Annotated in this window: 12 protein-coding genes and 3 pseudogenes; 14 read left to right on the plus strand and 1 reads right to left on the minus strand. The window is 70.2% G+C overall.

The genetic code is table 11. The features are described from left to right. Positions 1 to 250: 250 nt before the first annotated feature. The 13 genes and pseudogenes from QUE51_RS10755 (at position 251) to mutM (ending at position 12,269) form a co-directional block, all read left to right on the plus strand. Positions 251 to 1,099, plus strand: a complete 849-nt coding sequence (locus QUE51_RS10755; protein WP_286276407.1) for a nitrilase-related carbon-nitrogen hydrolase — start codon at positions 251 to 253, stop codon at positions 1,097 to 1,099. Between the two features lie 25 nt (positions 1,100 to 1,124). Beyond that, positions 1,125 to 2,564, plus strand: coding sequence for a dihydropyrimidinase (hydA, locus tag QUE51_RS10760; protein ID WP_286276409.1), 1,440 nt, complete (start codon positions 1,125 to 1,127; stop codon positions 2,562 to 2,564). Between the two features lie 109 nt (positions 2,565 to 2,673). Continuing rightward, positions 2,674 to 3,311: pseudogene (locus QUE51_RS10765) on the plus strand (cysteine hydrolase family protein). Between the two features lie 90 nt (positions 3,312 to 3,401). Beyond that, positions 3,402 to 4,418: a TIGR03842 family LLM class F420-dependent oxidoreductase gene (locus QUE51_RS10770; RefSeq protein WP_286276410.1), complete on the plus strand. Its 1,017-nt coding sequence runs from the start codon at positions 3,402 to 3,404 to the stop codon at positions 4,416 to 4,418. Between the two features lies 1 nt (position 4,419). Continuing rightward, positions 4,420 to 5,340 carry an ABC transporter permease gene (locus QUE51_RS10775; protein WP_286276411.1) on the plus strand — a complete coding sequence of 307 codons (921 nt, stop codon included), beginning with the start codon at positions 4,420 to 4,422 and terminating at the stop codon, positions 5,338 to 5,340. Between the two features lie 33 nt (positions 5,341 to 5,373). Beyond that, positions 5,374 to 6,218: pseudogene (locus tag QUE51_RS10780) on the plus strand (ABC transporter ATP-binding protein). Continuing rightward, positions 6,218 to 6,982, plus strand: coding sequence for an ABC transporter permease (locus tag QUE51_RS10785; RefSeq protein ID WP_286276412.1), 765 nt, complete (start codon positions 6,218 to 6,220; stop codon positions 6,980 to 6,982). Before QUE51_RS10780 ends, QUE51_RS10785 begins: the two are co-directional and overlap by 1 nt. A 210-nt stretch (positions 6,983 to 7,192) precedes the next feature. Further along, positions 7,193 to 8,209 carry an ABC transporter substrate-binding protein gene (locus QUE51_RS10790; RefSeq protein WP_350226775.1) on the plus strand — a complete coding sequence of 339 codons (1,017 nt, stop codon included), beginning with the start codon at positions 7,193 to 7,195 and terminating at the stop codon, positions 8,207 to 8,209. 99 nt (positions 8,210 to 8,308) lie between these two features. Continuing rightward, positions 8,309 to 9,646: an aspartate aminotransferase family protein gene (locus tag QUE51_RS10795; RefSeq protein WP_286276413.1), complete on the plus strand. Its 1,338-nt coding sequence runs from the start codon at positions 8,309 to 8,311 to the stop codon at positions 9,644 to 9,646. A gap of 187 nt (positions 9,647 to 9,833) precedes the next feature. Continuing rightward, complete coding sequence (locus tag QUE51_RS10800; RefSeq protein ID WP_286276414.1) at positions 9,834 to 10,487, plus strand: YceD family protein; 654 nt, start codon at positions 9,834 to 9,836, stop codon at positions 10,485 to 10,487. Continuing rightward, positions 10,403 to 10,606 carry a 50S ribosomal protein L32 gene (gene rpmF / locus QUE51_RS10805; RefSeq protein WP_286276415.1) on the plus strand — a complete coding sequence of 68 codons (204 nt, stop codon included), beginning with the start codon at positions 10,403 to 10,405 and terminating at the stop codon, positions 10,604 to 10,606. Before QUE51_RS10800 ends, rpmF begins: the two co-directional genes overlap by 85 nt. 16 nt (positions 10,607 to 10,622) lie before the next feature. Then, the gene (rnc, locus tag QUE51_RS10810) at positions 10,623 to 11,366 is read left to right on the plus strand and encodes a ribonuclease III (RefSeq protein WP_286276416.1); all 744 of its coding nucleotides are present in this window, start codon (positions 10,623 to 10,625) and stop codon (positions 11,364 to 11,366) included. Position 11,367: 1 nt separating this feature from the next. Further along, a pseudogene (mutM, locus tag QUE51_RS10815) lies at positions 11,368 to 12,269 on the plus strand (bifunctional DNA-formamidopyrimidine glycosylase/DNA-(apurinic or apyrimidinic site) lyase). A gap of 137 nt (positions 12,270 to 12,406) precedes the next feature. On the opposite strand, the gene QUE51_RS10820 reads toward mutM, so the two are convergent. Beyond that, positions 12,407 to 13,498 carry a GNAT family N-acetyltransferase gene (locus QUE51_RS10820; protein ID WP_286276417.1) on the minus strand — a complete coding sequence of 364 codons (1,092 nt, stop codon included), beginning with the start codon at positions 13,496 to 13,498 and terminating at the stop codon, positions 12,407 to 12,409. A gap of 160 nt (positions 13,499 to 13,658) precedes the next feature. Between QUE51_RS10820 and QUE51_RS10825 the strand changes: the two genes are divergently transcribed. Further along, positions 13,659 to 14,450 carry a metal-dependent hydrolase gene (locus QUE51_RS10825; RefSeq protein WP_286276418.1) on the plus strand — a complete coding sequence of 264 codons (792 nt, stop codon included), beginning with the start codon at positions 13,659 to 13,661 and terminating at the stop codon, positions 14,448 to 14,450. Positions 14,451 to 14,455: the final 5 nt, after the last annotated feature.

The raw sequence follows: 14,455 nt of genomic DNA on the forward strand, positions 1-14,455 counted from the left end.
CAGAGCAGGCCCGGGGTCACCACCAGCCTACCTTTCGCTGCACCGGCCGGAACGTGCCGGCCGACCACCCGGACGACGTCGGCGCGGCGGCGACATGGCATCGATTCCGCACGGAATGTGGCGGCGGCTGCCGTGGAGGTTTTACGCTCGCGTCACGCGGCGTAACGAGCGAGAAACGTTGACGCCACATAGTGACAATCGGCCCGCATCGTCAAGCCGATCCGGGTCAGCGCCGACCGAGAGGAACTCCATGACCGTCGTCAGAGCTGCCATCACCCAGACCACCTGGACAGGCGACAAGGAGTCGATGATCGCGAAGCACGAGGGCTTCGCGCGGCAGGCGGCGGAGCAGGGTGCGCAGATCATCTGCTTCCAGGAGCTCTTCTACGGCCCGTACTTCGGCATCACCGAGGACGCGAAGTACTACGCGTACGCCGAGCCGGCCGACGGCCCCACCGTGCAGCGCTTCGTCGCGCTCGCGACGGAGCTGAACATGGTCATGGTCCTGCCCATCTACGAGGAGGACCAGCCGGGCGTCTACTACAACACCGCGGTTGTCGTGGACAGCGACGGGACGATCCTCGGCAAGTACCGCAAGCACCACATCCCGCATCTCGAGAAGTTCTGGGAGAAGTTCTACTTCCGTCCCGGCAACCTCGGCTACCCGGTGTTCAAGACCGCCGTCGGGCCGGTCGGCGTGTACATCTGCTACGACCGGCACTTCCCGGAGGGCTGGCGCGAGCTGGGCTTGAATGGCGCCCAGATCGTCTTCAACCCCAACGCGACCAAGCCCGGCCTGTCCAACCGCCTGTGGGAGATCGAGCAGCCCGCCGCGGCAGCCGCGAACGGCTACTTCGTGGCGGCGCCCAACCGCGTCGGCAAGGAGGACAACGAGTACGGCGACGCTGCCGTGACGTTCTACGGCACGAGCCAGTTCGTGGATCCCCGCGGCAACTACGTGGGCGAGCTCGGAAGCGGTGAGCACGAGGAGGTCCTCGTGCGCGACCTCGACCTGGGCATGATCCGCGAGGTGCGCGACCAGTGGCAGTTCTACCGCGACCGCCGCCCCGACTCCTACGCCGCCATCACCGCCCCCTGACCGCGCGCAACGGAGCACCAAAGACATGAAGACCCTCATCAAGAACGGCACCGTCGTCAACGCGACTGGGACCGCCCAGGCCGACGTGCTGATCGACGGCGAGACGATCGCCGCGGTCCTGGCGCCCGGCTCCTCGCTGCTCGGCTTCGACGTCGAGCAGAACGTCGACACCGTGATCGACGCCGCGGGGAAGTACGTCATCCCGGGCGGCGTGGACGCCCACACCCACATGGAGATGCCGTTCGGCGGCACGAACGCGTCCGACACGTTCGAGACGGGGACGCGCGCCGCGGCCTGGGGCGGGACGACGTCGATCGTCGACTTCATCGTCCAATACCCGGACCAGAACATCCTGGAGCAGTACCAGGCCTGGCACGAGAAGGCCGCGGGCAACTGCGCGATCGACTACGGGTTCCACCAGATCCTGTCCGACGTACAGGACAGCTCGCTCACCGCGATGGACGAGCTCATCGCCGAGGGCGTGACGAGCTTCAAGCTCTTCATGGCGTACAAGGGCGTCTTCCTGTCCGACGACGGCCAGATCCTCCGGGCCTTCCAGAAGGGCGCCTCGAACGGCGCGATGATGATGATGCACGCCGAGAACGGCGCCATGATCGACGTCCTCGTGAAGCAGGCGCTCGAGGCCGGCAACACGTCGCCGTACTACCACGGGCTCACGCGGCCCTGGCAGGCGGAGGAGGAGGCCACCCACCGGGCGATCATGATCGCGAACCTCACAGGAGCGCCGCTCTACGTCGTCCACGTCTCGGCGAAGCAGGCGGTGGAGCAGATCGCGGCGGCGCGCGACCTCGGGCAGAACGTGTTCGGCGAGACGTGCCCGCAGTACCTCTACCTCTCCCTCGAGGAGCAGCTCGGCGCCTCCAGCGAGGAGTGGGGCAGCTTCGAGGGCGCGAAGTGGGTGTGCTCGACGCCGCTGCGCTCGAAGGCCGAGGGGCACCAGCACCACATGTGGCAGAGCCTGCGGACCAACGACATCCAGATGGTGTCCACCGATCACTGCCCGTTCTGCATGAAGGGGCAGAAGGACATGGGGCTGAACGACTTCTCGAAGATCCCCAACGGGATCGGCAGCGTCGAGCACCGGATGGACCTCCTCTACCAGGGCGTCGTGGACGGCAAGATCTCCCTGCCCCGCTGGGTGGAGCTCACCTCGACCACGCCCGCCCGGATGTTCGGGATGTACGGCAAGAAGGGCGTGATCCAGCCGGGTGCGGACGGTGACGTCGTCGTCTACGACCCGAACGGCCACACGTCGATCGGCATCGGCGAGGGCAGGACCCACCACATGAACATGGACTACTCCGCGTGGGAGGGCTTCGAGATCGACGGTCACGTCGACACGGTCGTGTCCCGCGGCAGGGTCATCGTCGACGGCGGCGACTACGTCGGCTCCAAGGGGGACGGCCGCTACATCAAGCGCGGCCTGTCCCAGTACCTCATCTGATGGGCCCCTCGAGAAGCACGTTCCGGCTCGGCTGGCGCGCTGTGCGGCGCGATCCGAGCCGCAACGTGCCACCCCAGCGACCACTGTCCCGCAGGGAAGGAGCACGGCCATGACGAACCTTCCCTTCCGTCAGGATCCGGCCCACACGGCGCTCATCGTCGTCGACGTGCAGAACGACTTCTGTGATCCGCGTGGATCCCTCGCCGAGGTCGGCACCGATGTGTCGTCGGCGGTCGAGATGGTGCCGCGGCTGGAGAAGCTGATCGACGACGCGCGCTCGGCCGGGGTGCCGGTGTTCTTCATCCAGACGCTTCACGACGAGACGAACGACTCGACCTCCTGGCTCGACCGCACGAGCCTCGAGCCCGGCACCCGGAGCACGGGCTTCATCTGCCGCACCGGGACGTGGGGAGCCGAGCTCTACCGGGTGCAGCCCCGGCCGGGGAGCTGACTGTGGTCAAGCATCGCTACTCGGCGTTCGTCGGCACCAGCCTGCACCTGATCCTGTCGACGCTCGGGATCCGGTCGCTGCTGTTCACCGGCGTGACCACGGACGTCTGCGTGGACTCGAGCCTGCGCGATGGGCTCGCGAACGGGTACTTCGTCTCGCTCGTGGAGGACTGCGCCGCCGCCTACTGGCCGGACGCGCATGAGAACGCCGCGCGCGTGGTCGCCCGCAACTTCGGCACCGTGGTGACGAGCAAGGAGCTGACCGCCGTGTGGGCCGGCATCCCGGTGCCCGCGTGATGGCCGCCTCGACCTGCACGTTCCGGCTCGGATCGCGGCGCGGAGCGCGCAATGCGAGCCGGAACGTGCGACCCGACAGGAGGAGCTGAGATGGAGTTCGGGGCCGTCGTGCAGACCAACCCGCCCGCGTCGCGGACCGTCGCGCTCGCGAGGCTCGCCGAGCAGCACGGGTTCGAGTACTTCTGGACCTTCGACTCGCACCTGCTCTGGCAGGAGCCGTACGTCATCTACAGCCAGATCCTCGCCGAGACCCGGCGGATCATCGTGGGCCCCATGGTGACGAACCCCGCGACGCGCGACTGGACGGTCACGGCATCGGTGTTCGCCACGCTCAACGAGATGTACGGCAACCGGACCGTGTGCGGCATCGGCCGCGGCGACTCCGCAGTCCGCGTGACCAACGGCACGCCCACGACGCTCAAGGAGCTGCGCGAGGCGACGCACGTCATCCGCGAGCTCGGCAACTCCCGTGCGGTCGAGTACAACGGCGCGACGCTCCGCTTCCCGTGGAGCGTCGGCAGCTCCCTCGAGGTGTGGGTCGCCGCCTACGGCCCGCTCGCCCTCAAGCTCGCGGGGGAGGTGGGCGACGGCTTCATCCTGCAGTGCGGCGACGTGGACATCGCCGAGTGGATGATCCGCACCGTGCGCCAGGCCGCCGAGAAGGCGGGCCGGGATCCGATGTCGGTGAAGTTCTGCGTCGCGGCGCCGTTCTACATCGGCGACGACTGGGCGCACATGCGCGACCAGTGCCGCTGGTTCGGCGGCATGGTCGGCAACCACGTCGCCGACATCGTCGCGAAGTACGGCACGAGTGGCGCGGTCCCCGAGGCGCTCACCGACTACATCAAGGGCCGTCAGGCGTACGACTACAACGAGCACGGCCGGGCGGGCAACACGCACACCCAGTTCGTGCCCGACGAGATCGTGGACCGCTTCTGCCTGCTCGGCACCGCCGAGCAGCACATCGAGAAGCTCGAGCGGCTCAAGGCGCTCGGTGTCGACCAGTTCGCGGGCTACCTCCAGCACGACAACAAGGAGGAGACCCTCCGCGTCTACGGCGAGACGGTCATGCCGGCGCTCCGCGACACCATCACGGCGAAGGCCTGAGATGAGTGCCGCGGGCCTGGTGGGAGGCCGGCTCCGGCGACCCGCTCCGTCGGCGACGCGCTGGCGACGGGCCGGGCTGGGAGCACTGGGGGTGCTCCTGGTCGCCGTCGTCTGGGAGGCGTACAAGGCGATCGGGCCTGACAACGGCGTGGTGATCGGTGGCCTCACCGTCCTGCCGCGCACCACGGACCTCGCGATGCCGCACGTCTGGGACATGTTCGCCCGGCTGGGGCAGCCCGTGAACGGCACGAGCAACGCCGCGCCCGTCTGGCAGGCGGTGCTCGAGGCCGCGGGATTCTCGCTCGGCGTCGCGGGCGTCGGCTGGCTGGTCGGCGTCGCGGTCGGGATGGGTCTCGCACTGCTCATGCAGCGCTTCCGGACCGCCGAGTCGGCGGTCCTTCCGTGGGTCGTGCTCAGCCAGACGGTGCCGCTCATCGCCATCGCGCCGCTCGTCCGACGCTGGGGATCCCAGATCCAGTTCGGCGACTTCGAGTGGCAGAACTGGATGTCGGTCGCGGTCATCGCCTCCTACCTCGCGTTCTTCCCCGTCGCCATCGGCGCCCTGCGCGGGCTGGGGGCCCCGGACGCCATCCACACCGACCTCTTCCGCTCCTACGCGGTCGGCTGGTGGGTGACGCTCTGGCGGCTCCGGCTGCCCGCGGCCGTGCCCTACCTGCTGCCCGCGCTCCGTCTCGCCGCCGCCAACGCGGTGATCGGCGCGGTCGTCGCGGAGGTGTCCATCGGGCTCCGGGGCGGGATCGGCCGGATGATCATCGAGTACGCACAGTCCGGCAGCGGCGATCCCGCCAAGACGTGGGCGCCGATCCTCGGGGCGGTGCTCCTCGGTCTCGTCGCCGCTGGCTTCGTCGCCCTCCTGGGTCTGCTGCTCGGCCGGTTCCGTAGGGGAGAGGTGCCCGCATGAGGCTCCGGCTCCGGACCACAGCAGGGGAATCCGATGACCGACATGCCCACGACCGGCCCGGTGCCGATCGGCGCCCCGGCGGTGCACGTCGAGCGCGTGAACAAGACCTTCACCTCGAAGAACGGCATCGTCACCGCGCTCGAGGGCATCGACCTCACCGTCGCGCCGGGCGAATTCGTCTCGCTCATCGGACCATCGGGGTGTGGCAAGAGCACCCTCCTGCGGCTGATCGCCGACCTCGAGACGCCCACCGCGGGCACCGTGACGGTGTTCGGCAAGTCGGCCAAGCAGGCGCGGGTCGACCAGGAGTACGGGATCGCCTTCCAGCAGGCCGGCCTGCTGCCCTGGCGCACCGTCCGCGGCAACATCGAGCTCCCGCTCGAGCTGCACGGCACCGGTCGCAGCGAGCGCGCAGACCGGGTGACCGAGCTCCTCGACCTCGTCGGGCTCTCCGACTTCGGCGGGTCCTACCCCGACCAGCTCTCCGGCGGCATGCAGCAGCGGGTGGCGATCGCCCGCGCGCTCGCAGAGAGCCCGCGGCTGCTGCTCATGGACGAGCCGTTCGGCGCACTCGACGAGATGACCCGCGAGCGGATGCAGACCGAGCTCGTGCGCATCTGCGGCGAGACCGGGGCGGCCGTCGTGTTCGTCACCCACTCGATCCCGGAGGCGGTGTTCCTCTCCAACCGCGTGGTCGTGATGTCCCCGCGTCCCGGCCGCATCCGCGACGTCCTCGACGTCGACCTCGGCCGGGCGGGGAGCGGGGCGACGCCCTCCGCGAGGACGAGCACTTCTTCGCCGGCGTCAGCGCGGTGCGCGAGCTGCTGCACGGCGATGCGGTCCCCAAGGCCGCGGTGCGCGGCGTGGAGAACCGCTGATGCGCGGCGTGGCGGTGCGGACGGTCGCGGCCCCGGTCGTGCTCGGCATCGTCGCGCTCGCCCTGTGGCAGGTCGCGGTGGTGGCGCTCGACGTCAAGCCGTTCGTCATCCCGAGCCCCATCGCGATCGGCACCGCCTTCGGCTCCACGCCGTCGACGATCTTCGCGGGCGCGCTCGTCACCGGCGCGAACGCCCTCGTGGGGCTCGTGGTCGGCAGCATCGTAGGCATCCTCTTCGCGGTGATCGCGGCCCTGGTGAAGGCGATCGACGAGATCACGGCACCGGTCGTCGCCGGGCTCGCGGTCATCCCGATCGTCGCGCTCGCGCCGGCGTTCTACACGATGTTCGGTGCGAACGCCCAGACCGCGCGGCAGCTCATCGCGGCGATCGCGGTGTTCATCCCGGTCTTCGTGAACACCCTGCGCGGGCTCCGGCAGGTGCGCCCCGTGCACCGGGACCTGATGAAGGCGTACGCGGCGACGTCCTGGCAGGCGACCAGGACGGTGACGCTGCCCGGCGCGCTCCCGTACCTCTTCACGGGCTTCCGGATCGCGTCGTCGCTCGCGGTCATCTCGGCGCTGATCGCGGAGTACTTCGGCGGGCCGATCGGCGGCATAGGCCGCGCCATCACGACCGCGGTGGCGAGCAGCAACTACGCACTCGCCTGGGCGTATGTCGTCGGCGCGATCCTGCTGGGCCTCGTCTTCTACATCGTCACGCTCGCCCTCGAGACTCTGGCGTCCCGGCACCGAAGCCACGCCTGACCCGTCCGCCTCCGCGGATGACGCACCACCAGCAGCACAACCAGGAGGAATCATGAGACACAGCACTCGGCTCTGGTCCGGCATCGCCGCGGTCAGCGCCATCACCGCCCTCGCGCTCACCGGCTGCTCCGGCGGCGGATCATCGGGCGGCTCGGGAGGCGGGAGCAGCTCGGGCACGGGGACTCGGGCGGCGACCTCACGCCCGTCACCCTGCAGCTCCAGTGGGTCGCCCAGGCCCAGTTCGCCGGCTACTACGCGGCGCTCGACCAGGGCTTCTACAAGGACGAGGGCCTCGACGTGACGATCAACGAGGCCGGCACCGACACCGTGCCGATCGACGAGATCGCCGCGGGCTCCGCGGACTTCGCGATCTCGTGGGTGCCGAAGGTGCTCGGCTCGATCGAGCAGGGCACGAACGTGACCGACGTCGCCCAGATCTTCGAGCGGAGCGCCACGACGCAGATCTCGATGAAGGACAAGAGCATCACCAAGGCCGCCGACCTCAAGGGCCACACGGTCGGCAGCTGGGGCTTCGGCAACGAGTGGGAGCTGTTCGCCGGCATGCAGAAGGCCGGCGTGAACCTCGACGACATCACGCTCGTGCAGCAGCAGTTCGACATGAACGCCTTCCTGGCCGGTGACATCGACGCGGCGCAGGCGATGACGTACAACGAGTACGCGCAGGTGCTCGAGACGATGAACCCGAAGACGAACAAGCTCTACACGCCGGACGACCTCAACGTCATCAACTGGAACGACGAGGGCACCGCCATGCTCCAGGACGCCATCTGGGCGGACGCGGACCGGCTCGCGGACGACGAGGACTACCAGGACACGACGGTCAAGTTCATCAAGGCCTCCATCAAGGGCTGGATGTACGCGCGGGACAACCCGCAGGAGGCCGCCGACATCGTCACCGCCGCCGGCTCGACCCTCGGCACCAGCCACCAGTTGTGGATGACGAACGAGGTCAACAAGCTGATCTGGCCCTCCACCTCCGGCGGCATCGGCATGATCGACACCAAGGCCTGGGACCAGACGGTGAAGATCGCGAAGGGCACGAAGAACGAGACGGGCGCCACCATCATCACGGACGACCCGCCGAAGACCGCATACTCGAACGAGTACGTGGAGAAGGCCCTCAGCGAGCTCAAGGACGACGGCGAGGACGTGACCGGCGACGGCTTCACGCCGATCGACGTCACGCTGAAGGAGGGCGGCAACTAGCCACTCCTTCTCGGCGGTGCGGCCGGGAGGATCCTCCCGGCCGCACCGCCCCGCACGCGAATGCAACGACGCACCACCCCTGCAACTCAAGGACGGACCATGACTCTCGCCACTCCCGGCACCACCACCGACGAGGGCCGCCGCGCCCTCGACCTCGACCGGGCTCACGTCTTCCACTCCTGGTCCGCGCAGGGCAGCCTCGCGCCGATGGTGATCGCCGGCGGGCTCGGCAGCACGGTGTGGGACGGCGACGGCAACCGCTTCCTCGACTTCTCCAGCCAGCTGGTCAACGTCAACATCGGCCACCAGCACCCCAAGGTGGTCGCGGGGATCCAGGCGCAGGCGGCGCTGCTCGCCACGGTCGCTCCGGCGCACGCGAACCTCGCCCGCGGCGAGGCGGCGAGGCGCATCCTCGCCCGAGCAGGCGATGAGTTCTCGAAGGTGTTCTTCACCAACGGCGGTGCCGACGCCAACGAGAACGCGATCCGGCTCGCCCGCCTGGTGACCGGGCGCGACAAGGTGCTGTCCACCTACCGCTCGTACCACGGCAACACCGGTGCGGCGGTCACGGCGACCGGCGACTGGCGACGCGTGCCGAACGAGTACGCGCGCGGCCACGTGCACTTCTTCGGGCCGTTCGCCTACCGCAGCGAGTTCTGGTCCGACTCGGTGGAGCAGGAGGGCGAGCGCGCGCTGCACCACCTGGAGCGGGTCATCCAGGCCGAGGGGGCATCCTCCATCGCGGCGATCCTGCTCGAGACCATCCCCGGCACTGCGGGCGTGCTCGTGCCGCCGCCCGGCTACCTGGCCGGCGTGCGGGCGCTCGCCGACAAGTACGGCATCGTGCTCATCTTCGACGAGGTGATGGCGGGATTCGGCCGCACCGGCGACTGGTTCGCCTTCCAGAACGCGGGGATCAACGCCGAGGGCATGGTGCCCGACCTCATCACCTTCGCCAAGGGCGTCAACTCGGGCTACGTGCCCGCAGGCGGCGTGATCATCCCGCCCTGGATCGCCGAGCAGTTCGACGACAACGTCTTCCCCGGCGGCCTCACGTACTCCGGCCACCCGCTCGCGATGGCGTCGATCGTGGCGGCCCTCGACGCGATGGCGGAGGAGGGCATCGTCGACAACGCCGCGACCATCGGCCGGGACGTCCTCGGCCCGGGTCTCGCGGCCCTCGCCGAGAAGCACGACGTCATCGGCGAGGTGCGCGGCGTCGGCGTGTTCTGGGCGCTCGACCTCGTGAGCGACCGCGGCACGCGCGCGCCCCTCGGCGGCACGGAGATCGGCCGGCTGAAGAGCGAGCTGCTGCGCCGCGGGATGCTCCCGTTCAGCGCCGACAACCGCATCCACGTCGTCCCGCCCTGTGTGGTGACGGCCGACGAGGCGCGGCAGGGCCTCGCGATCCTCGACGAGGCTCTGGCGACCCTGTAGCGGCCACCGGCGGGCGTGTCGCATCGGGCCGGACGTGTCGCAACCGCGCGGCGATGCGACACGTCCGCACCGTTGCGACTGCCCCTCGCAGCGACCGGTTCTCGCACCAGACGGGGGCGCCGGGCGGGGGCTTCGCCCGAGGTGGACCCCGCGGGCCGAGGGCGTGCGGCGCGTAGAATCTTGCGACGTGGCAGCCAACTACGTCGTGAATGTGCGCGACATCCTCCACCGGCCGGGTGAGCAGCGGGAGAAGGACTTCACCGTCGCCGCTCCCGAGCACTTCGGCGAGGGTCTCGCCGTCGTGCCCGCCGGCCGGGACGTGCACGTCTCGGTCCGCCTCGAGTCCGTGCACGAGGGGATCCTCGCCAGCGGCTGGATCGACACCGTCGCGGACGCGCAGAGCGCCCGCACGCTGACCGAGTTCGAGCTGCCCCTCGAAGTCGAATTCCAGGAGCTTTTCGCGTATCCTTCTGAGGTTCCCTCCGACTACACGGTTCACGGCGACCACCTGGACCTTGAGCCTGTTGTGAGGGATGCGGTGGTGCTGGCGCTGCCGTTCCAGCCGGAGATCCCCGGCGAGACCGACCAGATCGATCAGGTCGAGCTCGCGGACGGCATCTCCCTGGTGCTCGCGGACGACGAGCGCGAAGCCCCCTCGATGAGCGGTGGGCGGCGCTTGCGGCCCTGCGGAATGACGCGGACACCGAGCAGGCGGACACCGTGCAGACGGACTTGTCGAGAGAAGAGAGATAACCCATGGCTGTTCCCAAGCGGAAGAAGTCGCGCGCCAACACCCACGCACGGCGCTCCCAGTGGAAGGCCTCCGTGCCGACCCTGGTGAAGACCATCGAGAACGGCAAGGTCACCTACAGCCTCCCGCACCGCGCCCGCGTGGTCGAGGACTCCCAGGGCACCGAGCTCTACCTGGAGTACAAGGGCCGCAAGGTCGCCGACGTCTGATTTGGCGCACTCCTCTGTGCCGGAGGAGGCCGCCGATCGCGGCGTCCTCCTCGAGCGGCTCGCCGTCGACGTTGATCCTCAGCTCCTCGAGCTCGCGCTGACGCACCGCTCCTACGCGTACGAGCACGGCGGCCTGCCGCACAACGAGCGGCTGGAGTTCCTCGGCGACGCCATCCTCGGCAAGGCCGTGACGGTCAAGCTCTACCGCGACAACCCGAAGCTCGACGAGGGCGACCTCGCGAAGCGCCGCGCCAGCCTCGTGTCGAGCATCGCCCTCGCGGAGATCGCCAGGAGCCTCAACCTGGGCGCCTTCCTGCGCCTCGGCCGCGGCGAGGAGCGCACCGGCGGGCGGGACAAGTCGTCGATCCTGGCCGACGCCGTCGAGGCGGTCATCGGCGCCGTCTACCTCTCGACGGACGACGACGTCGCGACCCAGTTCGTGCTGCGGCTCGTTCAGCCGCTCGCCGACGACCCGGAGCGGTTCGGCGGCGCGCTCGATCCCAAGACGAGCCTGCAGGAGGTGGCCGCGCGCCGCGGCGCCGGCCTGCCGGTGTACAGCATCACGGCGACGGGGCCGGATCACTCCCGCAGCTTCACCGCGACCGTCACGGTCGGCGACCTGGTCACCGCGACGGGCATCGGCTCGAGCAAGAAGCAGGCCGAGATGGCCGCCGCACTCGACGCCTTCAACTCGCTCGTCCGCAAGCGCCGCAAGGGCGACCCGGCAGAGTCCACGGACACGGCCCCCACTCCCGTCTGACATGCCGGAGCTTCCCGAGGTCGAGACGGTCCGGTCCGGCCTCGCCCCCGCCGTCACGGGCGCCACGGTGACCGGAGTCCGCGTGCTCGACGTGCGCTCGATCCGCCGCCACGCCGGCACCGTCGACACCTTCGTCGACGAGCTGAAGGGCGCGCGCATCGAGTCCCCCGTGCGCCGGGGCAAGTTCCTCTGGCTGCCGCTCTCCGGCGGCGACCGCACCCTCGTCGCGCATCTCGGGATGAGCGGCCAAGTGCTTCTGCGGGCACCCGACGCCCCCGACGACCGCCTCCTGCGCATCCGCATCGATGTGGACTCACCGGAGCACGGCCCGCTGTCCGTCGCGTTCGTCGACCAGCGGATCTTCGGCTCGATGGCGGTCGACGACCTGCTGCCTACCGTCGACGGCGAGCCGGGTGGCTACGGCTCGGCTGCGCCGCGGGTGCCCTCCCAGGTCGCGCACATCGCGCGGGACCCCTGGATCCCGCCTTCGACGACCGCCGCTTCCTGACCGCCCTCGCGCGGAAGAACACCGGCATCAAGCGCGCGCTGCTCGACCAGACGCTGGTCAGCGGCATCGGCAACATCTACGCCGACGAGGCGCTGTGGGCGGCGAAGCTGCACTTCGACACCCCGACCGCATCCCTCTCCCGGCCCCGCGCGAAGACCCTGCTCGCCGAACTGCGGTCGGTGCTCGCCCGCGCCCTGGAGGACGGCGGCACCAGCTTCGACGCCCAGTACGTGAACGTGAACGGCGCGTCCGGCTACTTCTCGCAGCGCTTGAACGCCTACGGGCAGCAGGGCAAGCCGTGCGCGCGCTGCGGCACCCCGATCGCACGGGCGAGCTTCATGAACCGCTCGAGCCACTACTGCCCGCTGTGCCAACGGCTGCCGCGGGGGCGCTGACGCGCCCCCGGAGATTGAGGAGGGGCCGGAGGCCCCGTCTCGAAATCTCGCGAGCTTGTCTCAGGACTCAGCCGCGGTGATCGGGTACTGAGACAAGGTCGCCAGATTTCGAGACGCTCCCTACGGTCGCTCCTCAATCAACGAGCTTCCAAGGTCTTCTTCTGCCACACGCCCTGGTAGCCGATCGGGACGAAGCCGAGCGCCTCGTTGACGCCCAGCATGTAGCGGTTCTCCTCGGCGTTGAACGTGCAGATGACGCCGGTCGCGGGGGAGTGCTCCGCGATCGCGGCGTGCAGCGACGCCTTCACCAGGAGGCCGAGCCGGTGACCGCGGTGCTCGCTCAGGACGAGGGTGTCGCCCTGCTGGGCGGGGCGCGAGCGGTCCGCGGGGATGTACACGTTCGTGAAGCCGACCAGCCGGTCGGTCTCACGGTGCCGCACCGCGGCGGTGAGCAGCAGGTAGCCGCCCTCCTCGGCTCGGGCGTCGTTGTCGCGGACGCGCTCCGCGGTCCACACCTCCTCGTCGACCTCGACGCCGGCCTGAGGAGCATCGGTCGACATGCGGGAGTAGAGCAGGGCCTGGTCCTCGAGCCGCTCCTCCGGCGTCGCGCCGGCCCACACGACCACGTCGTAGTCGTCGCCGGCCGACTCCCGACCACGCCGGAGCCCATCGGCCGTCGCCTCCACCGAGGCGGCGAGATCGAGCCGGCTGATGCGGTAGATCTGCTCCAGCGTCCACTCCCGCTCGCGCAGGAAGCGGACGCCCGGGTCGGCCGCCGGCAGGCTGCCGAACCCGGTGGGCGGGGCGACCCGGGGCTCGTCGTCCGTTCCGCGAGTGTGCACGATCCAGGCCTGGAGCACGTCCCGGTGCGCCTCCGCCGCCTTCCGCTCGCCCACCTCGAGGAGGGCGGCCCCGATGCCGCGCCCGCGCCAGTCGGGGTGCACCTCGACCTCGACCACGGCCACACAGGAGCCGTCCTCGAGCGGCAGCTCGACGAAGCCGCGGCCCACGATCCGGCCGCCCATGCGCGCCAGGTAGATCCGCCGGTCGAACCAACGGTCGTGGTACTCGATGAGGAGGCCGCCCGGATCCGGCGCCAGGTCGAAGCTGCCGAGCGCGGCGGCCTCGGTCTCGTTGCGCACGCGCACCATCTCGGCCCACGAGCCGTCGTCCTCGGCGATCGACGCGGGGATCTGCAGAAGCTCGATCTCGAGGCCGGGCACGGTCACGGCGCCAGTATCCCGAGCCGCGGCCGTCCCCGCCACCCCGAGGACCGCTGATCGAGGAGCTCCCGAAGCGACGGCAACCATCGGCCGAGGGCGCGAGGATGCCGGACGCCCGGCGCGGCTCCGGCGGGGAAGCCGCGCGCGGGGTGACCATGGCGGCGTGATGGGATTCACGCACGCGACGAGCGGCACGGCCGCCTGGCTGGCGGTCACCGCCGCTCTGCCCGCGTTCGGCACCGGGATCCTGCCGCTCACGCCGGCGGGCGTCCTCTCGGGAGCGATGGTGTCGGCCGGGGCCGCCCTCCTCCCCGACGCCGACCACAAGAGCGCCACCATCGCCCACTCCGTTCCCGTCCTCGGCCCCCTGGTCACGGACGCGATCGGCGACGCGAGCGGCGGACACCGGCACGGCGCCCACACGCTGCTCGCGGCCGCCGTGGTGACCGGTGCGGCGGTCGCCCTCGGGCGGTGGAGCGTCGATCTGCCCGTCTTCGGGCCGACGGCCGTCGGGCCCGCCGTGGCGACCGTCGCCCTGATCACCTTCGCCCTCAAGGCGCGCGACCTGGTCCGCCACTGGCGCACCGCGTGGGCACTCGGCCTGGCCGCCGCGGCGGTCGTGTTCTTCTACGCCGCCGACTCGAGCGTGTGGTTCCCCCTCGCGGTCGGGCTGGGCTACGTCGTGCACCTGGCGGGCGACGCGCTCACCGTGGGCGGCATCCCCGGGCTCCTCTGGCCGATCACCATCAAGCCGCCCACCTGGTGGGTGCGCACCGAGGTGCTGAACGACCTCTGGAAGCGCAACGGCTACATCGCGCTCCCGCTGCTCGGCAACGCGGGCTCGCTCCGGGAGTACGGCTTCGCGATCCTGCTCGGCCTGTACTGCGCCTACGGCTTTGCGGATGTGGGACTGCGCCTCGTCGCATCCCTGCCCGGTCTGCCCCTCGCGGTACCGTAGGGGCT

It is taken from the genome of Naasia aerilata (assembly GCF_030296595.1).
GTDB classification, from domain to species: domain Bacteria; phylum Actinomycetota; class Actinomycetes; order Actinomycetales; family Microbacteriaceae; genus Naasia; species Naasia aerilata.

What these genes read in the sequence shown, in the direction of transcription:
- hydA (WP_286276409.1), top strand. Translation starts at nt 1,125, where the DNA reads ATGAAGACCCTCATCAAGAACGGCACCGTCGTCAACGCGACTGGGACC.
- QUE51_RS10770 (WP_286276410.1), top strand. Translation starts at nt 3,402, where the DNA reads ATGGAGTTCGGGGCCGTCGTGCAGACCAACCCGCCCGCGTCGCGGACC.
- QUE51_RS10775 (WP_286276411.1), top strand. Translation starts at nt 4,420, where the DNA reads ATGAGTGCCGCGGGCCTGGTGGGAGGCCGGCTCCGGCGACCCGCTCCG.
- QUE51_RS10795 (WP_286276413.1), top strand. Translation starts at nt 8,309, where the DNA reads ATGACTCTCGCCACTCCCGGCACCACCACCGACGAGGGCCGCCGCGCC.
- rpmF (WP_286276415.1), top strand. Translation starts at nt 10,403, where the DNA reads ATGGCTGTTCCCAAGCGGAAGAAGTCGCGCGCCAACACCCACGCACGG.
- QUE51_RS10755 (WP_286276407.1), top strand. Translation starts at nt 251, where the DNA reads ATGACCGTCGTCAGAGCTGCCATCACCCAGACCACCTGGACAGGCGAC.
- QUE51_RS10825 (WP_286276418.1), top strand. Translation starts at nt 13,659, where the DNA reads ATGGGATTCACGCACGCGACGAGCGGCACGGCCGCCTGGCTGGCGGTC.
- QUE51_RS10785 (WP_286276412.1), top strand. Translation starts at nt 6,218, where the DNA reads ATGCGCGGCGTGGCGGTGCGGACGGTCGCGGCCCCGGTCGTGCTCGGC.